The sequence below is a fragment of the Streptomyces sp. NPDC047971 genome, assembly GCF_040653355.1.
Lineage (GTDB): Bacteria > Actinomycetota > Actinomycetes > Streptomycetales > Streptomycetaceae > Streptomyces.
The window spans coordinates 15845-32371 of record NZ_JBEZNW010000060.1 but is presented as its reverse complement, the minus strand read 5'-3'; the positions used below and the strand labels follow the sequence as shown (position 1 = coordinate 32371).

The window sequence follows — 16527 nt, the reverse complement described above, 5'->3', positions numbered from 1 at the left end:
GGGTGGGGGTGGGGGTGGGGGTGGGGGTGGGGGTGGGCGTCGGAGAAGGTGGCAGGTCGAGCGTCACCGTGCCCGTGACGTGGTGACCGAGGCCGTTCGCACCGATCACCCGCACCTTCAGCGAGCCCCCGTCGACCTCCGTGACCGTCCCCGTCAACGTCATCGTGTCCCCCGGGTAGTTGGGCGCCCCGAGCCGTATCGCCACCTTCCGGAGCACGGCGCCCGGGCCGAAGTGGTCGGTGATGTACCGGCCCACCAGGCCGTTGGTCGTCAGGATGTTCATGAAGATGTCCGGCGAGCCCTTCTCCCTCGCCAGCTCCGCGTCGTGGTGGACGTCCTGGTAGTCCCGCGAGGCGACCGCCCCGGCGACGATCAGCGTGCGCGTGATCGGGATGGTCAACGGCGGCAGTGTGTCCCCGGCCTTCACGACAGTTCTCCGTTCGCGATCAGGTCGCCGAGCTCGGCGAGGAGTTCGGTGCCGCAGCCGAGATAGGCGTCCAGCTGCCTGCCCCACAGGAAGTGCCGGTGCACGGGGTGGTCGAGATCGGCGCCCATGCCGCCGTGCAGATGCTGTCCCGTGTGGACGACCCGCTTTCCCGCCTCGGAGGCCCACCAGGCGGCGGTCAGCGCGTGTTCGGCCACCGGCAGGTCCTGGTCGTACCGCCAGGCCGCCTCGTAGCAGGTGACCCGGATCGCCTCGGTGTCCATATGGGCGTCGGCCGCCCGGAGTTGGACCGCCTGGCGGGTGGCGAGCGGGCGCCCGAACTGCTCCCGTGTCGAGGTGTGGGCGACAGCCCGGGCCAGCGATCCCGCGCAGACACCGGCCTGGAGCCCGGCGAACGCGATCCGGGCCGCCGCCAGCACGTCCGCGGGGGCGCCGGCGGCGCCGATCCGCTCGCCAAGGGCGCCGTCGAGGACGAGCCGCCCGGCGGCCCAGGGCGCGGTGAGCTCGACGGGTGTCACGGCGGCCTCCGCCGTCGGGACGAGCCGCAGGACGCCGTCCTCTGCGGCGACGAGGACGTGCGTGGCGTCCCTGAGCCAGGGCACCCACTCCACGGCGCCGGTGAGTGAGCCGTCCCCCGCGACACGGACGTGCCCGGCGGGCGGGAAGGCGCCCGTCACGACCGTCGTGCCGTCCCGGAGCCCCGGCAGCAGCCGCTCGCGCTGCTCGTCCGTGCCGTGCCGGGAGACGGCGAGGATGCCGTACACGCAGCTCGCGGTGAACGGCGCCTGCGCCGTCGTCCGCCCCTGTTCCTCGGCGACCAGCACCAGGCCGAGGAGTCCGGTCTCCTCGACCGCACCCGGCAGCCCGGCGGCGCACAGGGCCTTCCACAGCTCGGCGTCCGTGTCCGTGCCCGCCGCCGACAGCCGCTCGTGCGTGGCGAGATCGCCGTAGATCCGCGCCGCCAGCTCCTGGGCGGCGGCCTGCTCCTCCGTGGGCGTGAAGTCCATCTCAGCCCTCACCCCCGTCCAGCGCCCGGAACACCGGAAGCTCCAGTTCCTCGTCCACCCGGAGGAACTCCAGCCGGACCGGCATCCCGATCCGCACCTTGTCGTACGGCACCCCGACCACGTTGCTGACGATCCGGACGCCCTCGGCCAGTTCGATCAGTCCGACCGCGTACGGAGGGTCGAAGGCGGGGAACGGCGGGTGGTGCATCACCACGTACGAGAAGACGGTCCCCGACCCGCTCGCCTCGACGGTGTCCCACTCGCGCGAGCCACAGGCGTTGCACCCCGGCAGCCAGGGGAGGCGGAGCGTCGCGCACTCCCCGCAGCGCTGGACCAGGAGACGGTGCGCGGCGACTCCCTCCCAGAATCCGGCGTTGTCACGGTTGATGACGGGGCGGGGCCGCCTCGCCGCAGGGCCTGCGGCTCCTCGGGGCTTCCGCGCCGCCGGCGCGTACTTGAGGATGCGGAAGCGGTGGGTGCCCGCCGGCTCGCCGTCCGCCCGGACGTCCATGCGGGTCGTGACGAAGTACCCCGTCCCGAGCTTGGTGGTCTTGCGCTCCGACACCGATTCGATCACCGCGTCGAAGGTGATCGCGTCGCCGGGCCGCAGCGGCCGCAGATACTCCTGCTCGCAGTCGGTGGCGACGACCGAGGTGTATCCGGCGCCGTCGAGGAGCGCGAGCAGTTCGTCGTACGCCTCGGAGCGGCCGGTGTGCCCGGAGAGTCCGCCCATCGTCCACGCCTGGAGCATGGTCGGCGGCGCGACCGCCCCCGGTCCCGTGTACGCCGGGTTGGTGTCGCCCATGGCCTCGCACCAGTGTCTGATCATGGGTTCGTTGACCAGGTCCTTGCCGGTGCCCGCGGTGGCGGCGACCCGCCCCTCGTACGCCTTCAGCCCGTCGTGGATGTCCGTCATCCCGTCCTGGACGTCCTTCACCGCCGCCCCCCTTCCCGCTTCGTACCGCTCATGCCGAGCCGCATCGTCGCGACGATCTCGCGCTGCACCTCGCTCACCCCTCCCCCGAAGGTGTTGATCTGCGCGGCGCGGTTCATCCGCTCCAGCTCACCGCCGTCGAACTCCCCCGGCGACCCCGCCCGCACCGTCCCCGCACCGCCCGCGATCTCCTGACATATTCGGTACACCTCCACCGCGGATTCGGTTCCCGCGAACTTCACACCGCTCGCGTCCCCCGGAGCCAGCCGGCCCGCCCCCACGTCCCCCACCAAACGCCAGTTGAGCAGGCGTGTCGCCGCGAGCCGGGCATGTGCCTCGGCCGCCCGGATCCGTATCCACGGCTCGTCAATGCGGCGCCTCCCCGTCACCCGATCGGGGGTGGCGGCCCGGCGGAGCGCCGCCCGGTAGAAGTCCTCGGCCTGCATCCCGATCGCCGCGAGCGCGACCCGTTCGTGGTTGAGCTGGTTGGTGATCAGCCCCCAGCCGCCGTTCTCCTCCCCGACCAGGTTCGTCGCCGGGACGCGGATCCCGTCGTAGTACGTCACCGTCGTCGTCAGCCCGCCGACCGTCTCGATCGGCGTCCAGGAGAAGCCCGGGGTGTTCGTCGGGACGAGGATGATGGAGATGCCGCGATGTTTGGGGGCCTCGGGGTCCGTCCGGCAGGCCAGCCAGATCCAGTCGGCGTTCTGGGCGTTCGAGGTGAAGATCTTCTGCCCGTCTATCCGCCACGAGTCCCCGTCCCGCACCGCCTTCGTGCGGAGCGAGGCCAGGTCGGTGCCGGCCTCCGGCTCGCTGTACCCGATGGCGAAGACGGTCTCTCCGCGCAGGATGCGAGGGAGGAAGTACGCCTTCTGCTCCTCGGTGCCGTACCGCATCAAGGTCGGGCCGACGGTGTTGAGCGTGACCATGGAGACCGGCGCGCCGGCCCGGTACGCCTCGTCGAAGAAGACGAACTGCTCGTCGGGTCCGCGCCCCTGCCCGCCGTACTCCCGGGGCCAGCCGAGCCCGAGGCGGCCGTCGCCGCCGATCCGGCGGAGAAGCCGGCGCTGGGCCGCGGTGTCGTGGGACGAGGGCGGGCCGTCGGGCATCACGTCACGGAAGTACGCGCGGAGTTCGGCGCGCAGCAGGAGCTGCCGCTCGGTCGGGGCGAGGTGCACGACGACGGCCTCCCGGGGGAACGACTGAGGTTTCTGACTGTCCGTCAGATCCCGTGCCGGTGTCAAGGTCACGGAGACGCCCGGGTGCCGCACGGGCCCCGCGCCCCACGGACGGAGCGCCCCGAAGCGGCCGGCACACGCGTGAGCGGCCCGCGCGTGGCACCGAAGTGCCGCCGCGCGGGCCGCCGTTCACCCCTCAGTCGTCCCCCCGTCGGGCCGGCCCCAGCTGCTGGGCCCGGCTAGTACCACCAGGGATGGAAGTCGACGGTCGTGTTCGACTGGCCGATGGAGGTGAACCCGGAGCCGTTCACACTCGCGGTGTTGTTCTGATTGGAGGCACCGGATCCGGTGGCCACCTGCTGCGTGGTGGTCGAGTTGCCGAAGTTGTCGCCGCCCACGCCGCTTCCGATGATGGTGGCGACGCCGGTGTTCGATCCGTCGTCCGCGAAGCCGCCGTTGTCGGCGTACGCCACGCCGCCGAAGAGCGCGGCGGCCAGGGGCAGGGCGGCGGCAGCGGCGAGAACGCGGGCGGTACGGATGCTTGCCATGAAATTCCTCCAGAAACGGAACTGCGGCAGAAGTTCTGCGGTGCAGAAGTGCTCATATACGGCTTGCTCCAAGGCAGTTGGCCGACCGCCTCGGTCGTTGTGCTCGACGTCGCGACTCCAGAGTTGCCCACGCAATCCCCGGCGAACCACCCCCCAGCGGCTGATTCCCCCTCAAGCGTGAGGACAAGTCGATAAACCCCCTTCCCACGCTCAAAAGCCCAGCTCACCGCCGCTATGGCGAGGTCACGCCACCGGGAACCGAGCCACGGCAAGGGAGGAAGCGTTCCGGCAGATTTTCAGCCAATCCTCCCCCCTTTCTTTCTTCGAACGCCTGTACGAAACTGGATCCATGGCCACTCCAGACCGGCGCTCCGCCACCCTGGCCCTGGCCCACGCCCTGTCTGCGGCAGAGCGCGGGCTTCCCGTCATCCCCCTGTCCGCCACGAAGCTCCCAGCCCTGCGCTCGCCCCACAGGGACGACCCGCACCCGGTCTCCTGCCACGGGGAATGCGGCCGCCCGGGGCACGGAGTGCACGACGCGACCACCGACCCCGCCGCCGTACGGGCGCTGTTCGCCGCGGCGCCCTGGGCGACCGGCTACGGCATCGCCTGCGGGCGACCGCCGCACCACCTCATCGGCGTCGACCTCGACGTGCCCCACTCCGACGCCCCCGCGGACGCCACGGCCGAGCTGCGCCATCTGGCGCTCCAGCACCTGTTCACCCTTCCGCCCACGGTCACGGTCCTCACCCCGAGCGGCGGCCGCCATCTGTGGCTGACCGGCCCGCCGGACGTCGTGGTCCCCAACTCGGCGAGCCGCCTCGCGCCCGGTGTCGACATCCGCGGCGCCGGCGGCTACCTCGTGGGACCGGGCTCCGTCACGGCCAGGGGCGCGTACCGCCTCGCGCCGGGCAGCGCGGACCTCGACCCCGCCCCCTGCCCGCGCGCCCTCCTGAGCCTGATCGCTCCCCCCGCACCACCCCCGCGCCCCCGCCCCGACCCCACCGGCCCACGCCAGGGCCGGGGCCTGGTGCACTTCGTCCTGACGGCCCACGAGGGCCAGCGCAACACGCGCCTCTTCTGGGCGGCCTGCCGGGCGTACGAGAACGGTCTCGGCGACGCCCTCACGGACGAGCTGACCACGGCGGCGATCCGCACGGGCCTGACCGAACGCGAGGCCCGCGCCACGATCATGTCGGCGGCCCGCCTGACGGCTCACTGACCGCCTCGAACACCCACCGGCCCCTTCGGATGGCGCATCGGGCGGGCCGCCGAGATGTCCGCCACGATGTCTGGCAGCAGACTTGGTTGCACCCACTGTTTCTGCCGACCGGAGTCACCATGACGGACCTCAAGCTGGAGCAGAAGCGCTCACTGTCGCGCCTCGAAGCGGCCGACCAGCTCACCACGCTCGCGAACGCACTGCGGAAGGGCGGGGAGGCCGAACTGGAACTCGGCTTCGGAAGCCTGAAGCTACGGATCCCCGACGACCTCGAGAGCGAGGTGGAGATCGAGGTCGAGGAAGGGGAGATCGAGCTGGAGATCGAGCTCAAGTGGTCGACCGGCCGGCCCCGGACCACCCCCGCCCCGGCAGCGCCCGCCCGCAAGCAGGCCGCCCGGAAGCCGAAGAGCACCCCCGCCAAGCCGGCACGGACCGCGGGCACCACCAAGCCCAGGACCACCAAGCGGGCCGCCAAGAAGACGGCCTGATCCACGGCGCACGGCCCGGCCGTGGCGACGAACGCCCACCGGCGGTTCGCCGCCGCGGCCGCGACGTTCGGGCGGGACGGGACGGGACGGCGGCCGGTCGCAGAGTCCTGCGGCACCGCAGGCCGCAGGTGGGGATACGTCGCCCGGTGTCCCCACCGTGCGTGCTGTCCACGGCTCTGACCAGGTAATCAGGGCCGAACAGGATGAGTAGGCGTACTCAGGTGGCGGTCCTCGGCGGCTTCGAGACTGTGCGCAGGTCGAACGAAGCGGAACGAGGACGGGGAACGCCATGGTGCAGCGCTGGTCGAAGGCTGAGATGTGGGTGCCCAGTGCGTACCTGGCACTGGTCGTCGCGCTGCTGGTCTCCTTCGTGGTCGGCCAGCGGAACGGGGACAGCGGGTTCTTCGCGGCCTGGCCGATCATGGCCACGGCGCCGGTCAGTGTGTTGCTGCTGACGTCCTTCGGCCCCGCGGCGGACGCCCTGGACTCGGCCCCGCCCGTCGACCCCCATCCCCAGGACGGCCCTCAGCCGCCGGCGAAGCTGCCCACGGACTACCCCTCGGAGTCCGACCCGCGCCCCGCGGACTGGGTGCCGGACACGTCCGTGGCCGCCGACCCCGGCATCTGGGCCGAACTCGGCTTCTGCGCCGCGATCCTGGCCGGCGCCCTGGCCAACGCCACGGCGATCTGGGCCCTGCTCCACCACGCGGCGCGACGTCGCCACACCAGGAGGGCCCAGGTCTAGCGCGATGATCCTGGCCCACGGATGGCCATACGCACTGGTCAGCACCGGGATGCAGCCGATCCGGGGTGAGACGGGGTGAGCAAAGAGGGCGGGCCCCGGAATCCGGGGCCCGCCCTCTGACCTGCTACTTCTCTGACCTGCAAGCGGTGGGTGTGGGATTTGAACCCACGGTGACTCGCGCCACGACGGTTTTCAAGACCGTTCCCTTAGGCCGCTCGGGCAACCCACCCCGCGCCGGATCCCGTTCGGGGTGGCGCGGGGGACAGCCTAGCCGGTCAGTTGTCGCCCGTGCGTTCGCCGAGGGTGACCGTCGTCGTCGCCGTCCTGCCGTCGCGCTCGTACGTGATCTCGACCGAGTCGCCCGGCTGGTGGGTCCAGATCTCGCTGATCAGCGTCGGACCACTGTCGATCTGGCGGTCGCCGAAGCCGGTGATCACGTCGCCCGCCTTCAGGCCGGCCTTCGCCGCCGGGCCGTCCGCGACGACGGACGGGGTGCCGCCCGCGCCCTCGTCCGCGATCGTGGCGCCCTCGCCCTTGTCGGTCATGTTCACCGTCGCGCCGATCACCGGGTAGACCGGCTTGCCCGTCTTGATCAGCTGCTCGGCCACGTTCTTCGCCTGGTTGACCGGGATCGCGAAGCCGAGGCCGATCGAGCCCGCCTGGGTCTGGCCGAAGCCGTTGCCGGTCGACTGGATCGCCGAGTTGATGCCGATCACGGCGCCGCTCGCGTTCAGCAGCGGGCCGCCGGAGTTGCCCGGGTTGATCGAGGCGTCCGTCTGCAGGGCGCTCATGTACGAGTTGCTGCCGCCGGAGCCGTCGCCCGAGGCCACCGGACGGTTCTTGGCGCTGATGATGCCGGTCGTGACCGTGTTGGACAGGCCGAACGGCGCGCCGATCGCGATCGTCGAGTCGCCGACCGCCACCTTGTCGGAGTCGCCGAGCGGGAGCGGGGCCAGCCCGTCCGGCGCCTTCTTCAGCTTCAGGACCGCCACGTCGTAGCCCTCGGCCCGGCCCACGACCTCCGCGTCGTACGTCTTGCCGTTGGAGAAGGTCGCGGAGAGCGTGCCGCCGTCCGCCGCCGACGCCACCACGTGGTTGTTGGTGACGATGTGGCCTTCCTTGTCGTAGACGAAGCCGGTGCCCGTACCGCCCTCGCCCTCGCTGTCGCCGGTGCCGCTGCCGCCGGACTTCGCCTGGATGGTCACGACGCTCGGCAGCGCCTTGCCCGCCACCGCCGCGACCGTGCCCGGATCACGCTTGAAGGCCGCCTGCGAGTCACCGGCGGACACCGTCGTCGAGCTGACTTCGTCGTCACCGCGCTCGGCCGCCCAGTAGCCGATCCCGCCACCCACGCCGCCGGCCACCAGCGCGGCCACGAGGACCGCCGCCACGAGACCGCCGGTCCTCTTCCGCGGGGCCGCGGGGGCGGGAGGCACGGGCTCACCCCAGGACGGCACGCTCGGCGGGGGCGGCGGCCAGCCACCGGCGCCCCCGGGGGCGGCCGCACCGGCCGGAACCTCGGCCGGAGGAGTCACCGGCAGCGGCGCGGTGGCGGGCTCGGACGCCTCCGTGGCAGGGGGTGCGGACGCAGGAGGGGTCGGAGGGGCGGGAGGGACGGACGGGGCATTCGGGTCCGCCGGAACCGCGTTGCCCTCGTTGTCGGTGCTCACAGCTCTCTCCTCGTTCACTGCACGGGTGGGTGCCCTCACTAGGGTGCTGCGAACAGCTTTTCCCACAGGACGTCAGGCCACTGTAAGCCGGAGCTGTGCATCGGCACCCGATTCTTTATATAAGGACAGAACGGACACGATCCGATACGGCCGCCCCGCCAATGGCACCATGACGCGGTGACCCACGCACGGCAGCACACCAACCGCGTCCCTGTTCAGGTGGTCGCCCACCGCGGAGCGTCCGAGGACGCCCCGGAGCACACTCTGGCCGCCTATGTGAAGGCCATCGAGGACGGCGCCGACGCGCTCGAGTGCGATGTCCGGCTCACGGCCGACGGCCACCTCGTCTGCGTCCACGACCGCCGGGTCGACCGCACCTCCAACGGCCGCGGCGCCGTCTCCGCCCTGGAGCTCGCGGACCTCGCCGCGCTCGACTTCGGCACCTGGAAGGGGCGTGAGGAGGCGGGCGAGAGCCCGGACTGGAAGGACCCCGAGCTCACCTCCGTACTCACCCTGGAGCGCCTCCTCGAGCTGGTCTCCGACGCCGGGCGGCGGATAGAGCTCGCCGTCGAGACCAAGCACCCCACCCGCTGGGCGGGGCAGGTGGAGGAGCGGCTGCTGACCCTCCTCAAGCGGTTCGGCCTCGCGGAGCCGGCGGCTCCGGAGGATTCCCCGGTGCGCGTCATGAGCTTCTCCCCGCGCTCCCTCAGCCGGATCGCGGCTGCCGCGCCGACCCTCCCCACCGTCTCGCTGTCGCAGTTCGTCACCCCGCGGCTGCGGGACGGACGGCTGCCGTCGGGCGCGCGGATCGCCGGTCCGTCGATCCGGATCGTCCGCCACCACCCCACCGTGATCCTTCGGCTCCAGAAGGCCGGGCACCAGGTCCATGTGTGGACCGTGGACGATCCGGAGGATGTCGAGCTGTGCGAGCGGCTCGGCGTCGACGCGATCATCACCAATCGCCCCAAGCAGGTGCTGTCCCAGTTGGGCCGCGTTTGACCCGTTCTCCCCACCCGTATCGCGGCTTACGGGGAGTGCACCGGCGCGTTCGGCCCGTACTCGATCGTCACGAGTGCGTCACCGGAGGTCCCTTGGCCGGTTTCCGGTCCAGGCCATTGGGGCATCCACACCGTGGCGTGGGGCAAAGGAGGTCTCGGGGGTGGCGTTGGTGGTGGCACAGGAGGTGCCCACGTCGTCGAGCATGGCCGTACCCCATGGCCCTGCGGGCGTGGGTGAGGCGCGACACCGTATGCGGGAGCAGTTGAGCCGCAGCGGGATGTCCGAATCGGTCGTCGACGATGCGGTACTGATCCTTTCCGAGCTCCTCAGCAATGCCTGTCGGCACGGCAGGCCGCTGGGGCGGGCCGAGGTGGGTGACGGGGACGTCAGAGCCGCGTGGCGCATCGACGCGTCGGGGGGCCTGACGGTCGAGGTGACGGACGGCGGTGGTCCCACACGCCCTGTTCCTTCGACGCCCTCGGTCACCGCGCGCGGCGGCCGTGGGCTGAACATCATCGGCGCGCTGGCTCAGGACTGGGGCGTACGGGACAGCGCGACCGGCGAGGTCACGGTCTGGGTGATCGTCACCGAGGGCCATCGACGCGAGGACTTCGCGGCGAGGGTCGGCGGCGGCTCGGGCTTCGACTTCCTGGACGCGTACGACGACCTGGACTGACGGCGGGGCGAATCGACCGAGCCACGACGACCGAGCCGCGACGACCGGCCCGAAGACCCGCACGGCGAACCGGGCGGCCGGGTCGGGCACGGGGCCGGGCGGCAAAGGGCGGTCCGACAGGCGCGCGGCGCCCCGAGGACTGGCGAGCGACGGGCGACGGACGGCACCCGGCCGGCCCCGGGCGACGGACGGCACCCCGCCGACCCCGGGCGACGGGCGACCTCGCAACGGGCGGCGGCCGCGGGCGGCGGGCAGCGGGCGGCGACAGACGGACACCGACCTTCCCGCCCTGAGCCCCGCATCGCCTCCGTACGGCTAGGCTCGCCCGACACAGTGCTGTGCGCCACTGCACGGCCCTGCACCACCGCACTGCCGCTATCGGGAGAAGCCACACCATGGCCAAGAAGCGCCCCCAGTCGAAGGCCGCCAAGGCACAGGTCACGAACGGGGAGATCCCGGTCGTCGGTGCGCGCGAGCCGTGCCCGTGCGGTTCGGGCCGCCGCTACAAGGCGTGTCACGGCCGGGCCGCCGCGCACGCCGTGACCGAGCTCGTCCAGCGCCCCTTCGAGGGACTGCCCGGCGAGTGCGACTGGGTCGCGCTGCGCGAACTGGTGCCCGCCGCCACCGTCCCGCTCACCCTCAAGGACGGGCTGCCCGAGGGCGTGCCCTCCGTGACGCTCGCGACCGTCCTGCCGATGGCGTGGCCGGCGCTGCGCCGCGACGACGGCTCCGTGCTGCTCGCGCTGCAGAACGACTCGTCCTCCGGCGACCTCGCCCGCGACCTCGCCGACACCCTCCAGCGCGCGCTGGAAGCGGAGCCCGGCACCCCGGTCGCGCCCCGTCGTGTGTCTGCCGAGGGCCCGCGTCTGCAAGACCTCCTCGACCCGAACAGCGATTTTGCGCCGGTCGTGCACGAGGGCTTCGAATTCTGGATTCCGGAGTCCGCCGAGAACTCCAACCCCGAGGTCACCGCCTCCCTGGAGCGCGCCAACGCGGCCGCCATCCCCACCGTCAAGCTGACCGGTGTGGACGCGGCGTACTGGTGCGAGACCCCGGAGAAGAACCACCTCCGCTGGGTCATGCCGCACCCCGAGGAGAAGCTCCTCGACGCACTCGCCCGCCTGCACGCCGCCGGCACCTCCGCCCTCGTCGAGGACACCCGCCTCGTCGGCTCCTTCCGGGCGCACGGCCTCATGGTCCCCGTGTGGGACCTGCCCACCTCGATGCGTGCCGAGGACTGCGAGAAGCCGGCCGCCGAGTTCGCCGAGCGGCTCGCCGCCGCGCTCGCCTCGGACGCCCCGCTGACGCCGGAGGAGCGCCGGGCCCGCGGCGGTCTCACCAACCGTCAGGTCACTCTCAGCTGACACACGAGGTGGCTGCCGTCACTGACAGACCGATCAGTCGGTGACTTCCGCCACAACTCCGCCGCACGACCTGATAAATCCCTGTCCGAATAACCGAGATCGAATTTGCGAACCGCAGATCTCTTGTTACGGTTCTAGAAGCCCGGTCGCTGGTGCATCCCCCGTCGCCAGCGATCGGGCCTTCTCATGCCCGGACGGATCCCGTCCCGCGCTCAACTACCGCCCGTGCCCGCCGCGTTGCTCCCCGACCGCAACAGCAGGGGCGTGCTGTCACCCTCTCCCGCGCCCGCGAATTCCGCCACGGCCGAATATGCCGAAGCCGCACCCCGCGCGCGCTCACGGGGCGTCTCACAAGCCCCTGGTTCGTCCTGTGCCGGGATGGCACAACGCACTTGTACGGTTCGCATCGCGGGGCCCATGAGCGTGAGTACGGAGTCCAGTCGCTGGCCCGTGGCGTTGCGGTAGTACGTGCGCGCCCAGGTGTCGGGCCCCTCGGTGAGGACGCAGGTCTGTGCCTCGATCCCGTCGGGGGAGGTCAGTTCGGGTCCGCAGTGCGAGGCGTGACCGGGGAGGTCCGCGGTCGCCGGCTGCTTCGGCCCGGTCGGAGTCGTGGGCGGGGTCTTCGGCCGCTCCTCGGAGGCGCCGAGTCCGAGGCCGGACAGGAGGCCGCCGTCGGCCTTCGACTTCGCGTCGTCGCCGGGCACGGGACCGGCCGCCGGGCCCGCGAGTGCGGCCAGCGGCAGCAGCGTGGCACACAGCACGACGGCCCCGAGCCCGATCATGCGGAGATTCATGGGACCCACCTGCCCGGCTGGCTGCGACTCGTGAACGGTGGGCCGAAGATATCGGCGGATCGGGGGCGCGCAGCGCGTCGCGCGCCCGTTTCCCGTACAAGTCGGGCCGCCTCACACCCGTTCGGGTGACGCGGATGCCGACGGCGGCCCCGAGGCCGCCGCCTGCCGGATGGGCGTGCGCCGCCGGCCCGGATCGCCCGGCGGACGCCGAGCGGCTCCCCGCGCCTCAGCACGAGAGCCTCAGTAGGCGAGCCTGCTGCCGCCCTCAGGGGCGCCCGTGCTCGCCTCCACCAGCGCGTCCACGACGGCCTCCACGTCCGGCAGCCATGGCCTGGCCGAGCCCTCCAACGGCGCGCGTTCCCAGCGCACCTGCCCCGTCCCCGCGGTCGACGGCGGCAGCAGCAGGTAGCCGCCCTCGCCGTGGAAGCGCAGCGAGCTGGGCACGCTGTCCTTCGCGTAGAGCAGTTCGCCGAGCTGTTCCAGGCCGTACGGGGCGACCAGCAGGGACCAGCGGGTCGGGGTCGCCACGACGGGGCCGAGCCGCATGCCCATCACGTCGAGGGCGGCCAGGGCGCGCGCGCCCGCGACGGCCGGCAGGCTCACCGCGCAGGGCGCCCTGCCGCCGGTGGCCAGGACGATCGGGGCCTCCGGCCGACGGGTCCACCACCAGCGGATCATGCGCTCGTCGGTGGTGGCCGCGAGCAGGCCGGGGTCGAAGGGGTGTGCGCCGGGAACGACGCACTGCGGGTCGGGGCAGGCGCAGCCCACTCCTCCGGACGTACGCGTCGTCGTCTTCAGCCCCACGCCGGGCAGTACGGGCCAGTCCCACTCGGTGGCGCACACGAGCGCCGCGTCGAGCTGGACAGTCCTCTCCTTGCGCCGGAACCGGAGCCTGCGTCGCCTTCCGAGGATCTCGCGCATGAGCGCTCGTTCCTTTCCGTTGAACGCCGAATCCACATCACACCATGTGCAGATCACTTCACTGTGCGTATCAGCGCGTACAAGGTCGGCGGTTCACCGCCCCGTCGTGGGGCGGGAGGGGCCGAGCTGAGGCTCGTCGTCCACTCGAGGGGCGCGGCCTGCGGCGGTGAGGACGCCCAGGCACCCTGCCAGGTTCCGGGGCTGCTTCGACTGCCCCTGGCCATCACCGTCTACGTACCCATCACGTTCAAATCAACGCGCTTTCAAACGACGCCAGTCGACCGCAAAAGGTGCACGGTGGGGGTAATTTTCAGCCAACTTGGCCTTCACTTCAACCCTTCTGCCAAACCCCACAGACACCACAAGTCCCGTGGGGACAATGCTGGACATCGCTCCTGTTGTGCGTGTACATGTGGATGCACTGCTAGCGGCGCAGATTGACATGGGGGTTTGCGATGCTATTGAGCGAAACGCGCCGGTCGGAAGGCCGGTGGACATGAGCGCCCCGCACCTGCCGAAAGTGGCCGGAATCGATTCCACTGTTCCGTCGCCCGCGCACACTACCGCGCCCGCCCCGCCCGTCGTCCCCTCCGACGCGCCCCTCCCCGACATCCCCGGCGAGCTGATCCAGGACCGGCTCGCCGGCTGGGTCTCCGACCTCACCACCCTCCACGAACTCACCGAACGCCTGGTCAGGACCGGCACGCTCGACGAAGCGCTGCGTGAGGTACTGCGCGCCGGCGCCGCCCTCGTCGGCGCCCGCCGCGGCATGGCCGTCCTCGAACCCGCCGACGGACTCGGTCCGGCCTCCACCGTCGGCCTCGGTCTCGCCCACGCGGAGCTCGGCACCATCGAGACCGTGCCGCGCAGTGCCACGTCCTACGGCCGCATCCTCGACGGTCTTCCCGAACCGACCGGCTCCGGATCCGGCCGCGATCCGCACAACGCCCCCGACTCCGCCGCCGTCCCCGATCCGGTCGCGGTCCCCGACCTCCTCGGCGAGGCGGGCCTCGACCCCCGCCACCGCGAGGTCGCCGCCCGGCTCGGCTACGCCGCCAGTTACGCCCTGCCGCTCGCCACCGAGGCCGGAAAGCTCGGCGCCGTGGTCTGGCTGTACGACGAGCCCGCCGAACCGGTCGAGCGTCAGCGCCATCTGATCGGCCTCTACTGCCGCTACGCCACCGAACACCTCGCCCGCCTCCTGGAGCTGGAGCGCGCCCGCGTCCAGGTCGCCACCGTCGCCGAGGAGTTGCTGCCCAGCCGCCTTCCCCGCGTCCCCGGCGTCCAGCTCGCCGCCCGCCACCGCACCGGCCCCCGGGGCGGCGGCGACTGGTACGACGCGCTGCCGCTGCCCGAGGGCGCCCTCGGGCTCGCCGTCGGCTCCGTGTCAGGGACCGGTCCCAGCGCGCTCGCCGCCATGGGACGGCTGCGCGCCTCCCTGCGGGCGTACGCGGTCATGGAGGGCGAGGACCCCGTCGCCGTCCTGTCCGATCTGGAACTCCTGCTCCGGCTGACCGAGCCCGCCCGCTCGGCCACCGCGCTCTTCGCCTACTCCGAGCCGAAGCAGCGCAAGCTCGTCCTCGCCGGGGCCGGGCACACCCCGCCACTGATCATCGGCGACCACCGCACCGAGTACGTCGAGACCTCGCTGTCCGCGCCGCTCGGGATGCTCGCCTGCTGGGAGGCGCCGAGCGTCGAGATCGTCCCCGCACCCGGAGAAACGGTGCTGCTGTACACCGACGGGCTGCTGCGCCGGACCGGCGACCCCATGGACCGGGCCTTCGCACGGCTCCACGCGGCCGCCGCGAGCGTGCCGAAGGCGGCCCGTACCGACCCCGGGGCCATCGCCGACCACGTGCTGCGGACCCTGCTGCCCGAAGGGCTCGACCACGATGCCGACGGGGAGGACGTCGTCCTGCTCGCGGCCCGCTTCGAATGAGCGGGGAGCGCCGGGACAGCCGCGCGTAGACCACAGGTGACTCAGCGGTAATGGGTCTTCCGGCCCTGGGCCCCCTTCCGTACGACCGTACGATGGAGGGGGTTCAGTGTCGTACCAAAGGAGACCCCCCGTGGCAGACGAGCTCACCCCGGAAACCCCGGACGAGTCCGAAGAACCGATCAAGCAGCGCAAGAACGGCCTGTACCAGGGCGTCTCCGACGAGCTCGCCGAGAACATGAAGTCCGGCTGGGCCGACACCGAGCTGCACGACCTGCGGCCGATCGCGCAGGCCGGGCACACCGCGGCCCGCCGCGCCGCGCTCTCCGCCCGCTTCCCGGGCGAGCGCCTGGTGATCCCCGCCGGCAACCTGAAGACGCGCTCGAACGACACCGAGTACAGCTTCCGCGCCTCCACCGAGTACGCCTACCTCACCGGCGACCAGACCGAGGACGGCGTCCTCGTCCTGGAGCCCACCAAGGACGGCCACCGGGCGACGATCTACCTCCTGCCCCGCTCCGACCGCGAGAACGGCGAGTTCTGGCTCGACGGCCAGGGCGAGCTGTGGGTCGGCCGCCGGCACTCCCTGACCGAGGCCGAGCAGCTCCTCGGCATCCCGGCCAAGGACGTGCGCGAACTGGCCGCCGCCCTCAAGGAGGCCACCGGACCGGTCCGCGCCGTCCGCGGCCACGACGCCGGCATCGAGGCGGCCCTGACCGACAAGGTCACCGCCGAGCGCGACGAGGAGCTGCGCGTCTTCCTCTCCGAGGCCCGCCTCGTCAAGGACGCCTTCGAGATCGCCGAGCTCCAGAAGGCGTGCGACTCCACCGCCCGCGGCTTCGAGGACGTCGTCAAGGTCCTCGACAAGGCCGAGGCGACCAGCGAGCGCTACATCGAGGGGACGTTCTTCCTGCGTGCCCGCGTCGAGGGCAACGACGTCGGCTACGGCTCCATCTGCGCCGCGGGACCGCACGCCACCACCCTCCACTGGGTGCGCAACAACGGCCCGGTCCGCTCCGGTGACCTGCTGCTCCTCGACGCCGGCGTCGAGACCACCGAGCTGTACACCGCCGACGTGACCCGCACGCTGCCGATCAACGGCCGCTACACCGAGCTCCAGCGCAAGATCTACGACGCCGTGTACGAGGCGCAGGAGGCCGGCATCGCCGCGGTGAAGCCCGGCGCCGCCTACCGCGACTTCCACGACGCGGCCCAGCGGGTGCTCGCCGAGAAGCTCGTCGAGTGGGGTCTCGTCGAGGGCCCGGCCGACCGCGTCCTGGAGCTGGGTCTCCAGCGCCGCTGGACCCTCCACGGCACCGGTCACATGCTCGGCATGGACGTCCACGACTGTGCCGCCGCGCGCACCGAGTCGTACGTGGACACCACCCTCGAACCGGGCATGTGCCTGACGGTCGAGCCCGGGCTCTACTTCCAGGCCGACGACCTGACCGTGCCGGAGGAGTACCGCGGCATCGGCGTCCGTATCGAGGACGACATCCTCGTCACCGAGGACGGCAACCGGAACCTCTCCGAGTCGCTCCCGCGCCGCTCGGACGAGGTCGAGGCATGGATGGCCGGCCTGAAGGGCTGACCACGCCGT

Annotated in this window: 16 protein-coding genes and 1 tRNA gene; 8 read left to right on the top strand and 9 right to left on the bottom strand. The window is 72.0% G+C overall.

The features are described 5' to 3' along the window. The 5 genes from AB0D99_RS33500 to AB0D99_RS33480 all read right to left on the bottom strand — a co-directional run. A partial coding sequence (locus tag AB0D99_RS33500; RefSeq protein WP_362371175.1) for a MaoC family dehydratase occupies positions 1-427 on the bottom strand: 427 nt, incomplete at its 3' end. After that, positions 424-1452, bottom strand: a complete 1029-nt coding sequence (locus tag AB0D99_RS33495) for an acyl-CoA dehydrogenase family protein (protein WP_362371172.1) — start codon at positions 1450-1452, stop codon at positions 424-426. The genes AB0D99_RS33495 and AB0D99_RS33500, both read right to left, overlap by 4 nt. Before the next feature lies 1 nt (position 1453). Then, a complete protein-coding gene (locus tag AB0D99_RS33490; RefSeq protein WP_362371181.1) occupies positions 1454-2368 on the bottom strand; it encodes a bifunctional MaoC family dehydratase N-terminal/OB-fold nucleic acid binding domain-containing protein in 915 nt (304 codons plus the stop codon). A 17-nt stretch (positions 2369-2385) separates the two neighbouring features. Further along, a complete protein-coding gene (locus AB0D99_RS33485) occupies positions 2386-3564 on the bottom strand; it encodes an acyl-CoA dehydrogenase family protein (protein ID WP_362371169.1) in 1179 nt (392 codons plus the stop codon). 239 nt (positions 3565-3803) lie between these two features. After that, positions 3804-4112, bottom strand: coding sequence for a hypothetical protein (locus tag AB0D99_RS33480; protein ID WP_362371166.1), 309 nt, complete (start codon positions 4110-4112; stop codon positions 3804-3806). A gap of 349 nt (positions 4113-4461) precedes the next feature. Here AB0D99_RS33480 and AB0D99_RS33475 point away from each other — a divergent pair, with 349 nt between their 5' ends. From AB0D99_RS33475 to AB0D99_RS33465, 3 genes are all read left to right on the top strand, one after another. Beyond that, on the top strand, positions 4462-5334 hold the full coding sequence (locus tag AB0D99_RS33475) for a bifunctional DNA primase/polymerase (RefSeq protein ID WP_362371163.1): 873 nt from the start codon (positions 4462-4464) through the stop codon (positions 5332-5334). 119 nt (positions 5335-5453) lie between these two features. Next, entirely contained in the window at positions 5454-5822 is a 369-nt protein-coding gene (locus tag AB0D99_RS33470; RefSeq protein ID WP_362371160.1) for an amphi-Trp domain-containing protein, read from the top strand. Between the two features lie 289 nt (positions 5823-6111). After that, complete coding sequence (locus AB0D99_RS33465) at positions 6112-6567, top strand: hypothetical protein (RefSeq protein ID WP_362371157.1); 456 nt, start codon at positions 6112-6114, stop codon at positions 6565-6567. 144 nt (positions 6568-6711) lie between these two features. Here the strand turns inward: AB0D99_RS33465 and AB0D99_RS33460 are convergent. Further along, positions 6712-6796 (bottom strand) — tRNA-Ser (locus tag AB0D99_RS33460). Between the two features lie 46 nt (positions 6797-6842). Then, a complete protein-coding gene (locus AB0D99_RS33455) occupies positions 6843-8237 on the bottom strand; it encodes a trypsin-like peptidase domain-containing protein (RefSeq protein ID WP_362371154.1) in 1395 nt (464 codons plus the stop codon). 177 nt (positions 8238-8414) lie between these two features. Between AB0D99_RS33455 and AB0D99_RS33450 the strand changes: the two genes are divergently transcribed. The 3 genes from AB0D99_RS33450 to AB0D99_RS33440 all read left to right on the top strand — a co-directional run bounded on the left by AB0D99_RS33450 (position 8415) and on the right by AB0D99_RS33440 (position 11276). Then, positions 8415-9236, top strand: coding sequence for a glycerophosphodiester phosphodiesterase (locus AB0D99_RS33450; protein ID WP_362371151.1), 822 nt, complete (start codon positions 8415-8417; stop codon positions 9234-9236). Positions 9237-9309: 73 nt separating this feature from the next. After that, positions 9310-9912 carry an ATP-binding protein gene (locus tag AB0D99_RS33445; protein WP_362371148.1) on the top strand — a complete coding sequence of 201 codons (603 nt, stop codon included), beginning with the start codon at positions 9310-9312 and terminating at the stop codon, positions 9910-9912. Between the two features lie 395 nt (positions 9913-10307). Continuing rightward, entirely contained in the window at positions 10308-11276 is a 969-nt protein-coding gene (locus tag AB0D99_RS33440; RefSeq protein ID WP_362371145.1) for a DUF5926 family protein, read from the top strand. Between the two features lie 212 nt (positions 11277-11488). Here the strand turns inward: AB0D99_RS33440 and AB0D99_RS33435 are convergent, their stop codons facing one another. Beyond that, positions 11489-12070 carry a hypothetical protein gene (locus AB0D99_RS33435; RefSeq protein WP_362371142.1) on the bottom strand — a complete coding sequence of 194 codons (582 nt, stop codon included), beginning with the start codon at positions 12068-12070 and terminating at the stop codon, positions 11489-11491. A 240-nt stretch (positions 12071-12310) separates the two neighbouring features. Further along, a complete protein-coding gene (locus tag AB0D99_RS33430) occupies positions 12311-12991 on the bottom strand; it encodes a bifunctional DNA primase/polymerase (RefSeq protein WP_362371139.1) in 681 nt (226 codons plus the stop codon). 379 nt (positions 12992-13370) lie between these two features. Here AB0D99_RS33430 and AB0D99_RS33425 point away from each other — a divergent pair, with 379 nt between their 5' ends. Both AB0D99_RS33425 and AB0D99_RS33420 read left to right on the top strand, forming a co-directional pair. Next, on the top strand, positions 13371-14930 hold the full coding sequence (locus AB0D99_RS33425) for a PP2C family protein-serine/threonine phosphatase (RefSeq protein ID WP_362371178.1): 1560 nt from the start codon (positions 13371-13373) through the stop codon (positions 14928-14930). A gap of 130 nt (positions 14931-15060) precedes the next feature. After that, positions 15061-16518 carry an aminopeptidase P family protein gene (locus tag AB0D99_RS33420; protein ID WP_362371136.1) on the top strand — a complete coding sequence of 486 codons (1458 nt, stop codon included), beginning with the start codon at positions 15061-15063 and terminating at the stop codon, positions 16516-16518. Positions 16519-16527: the final 9 nt, after the last annotated feature.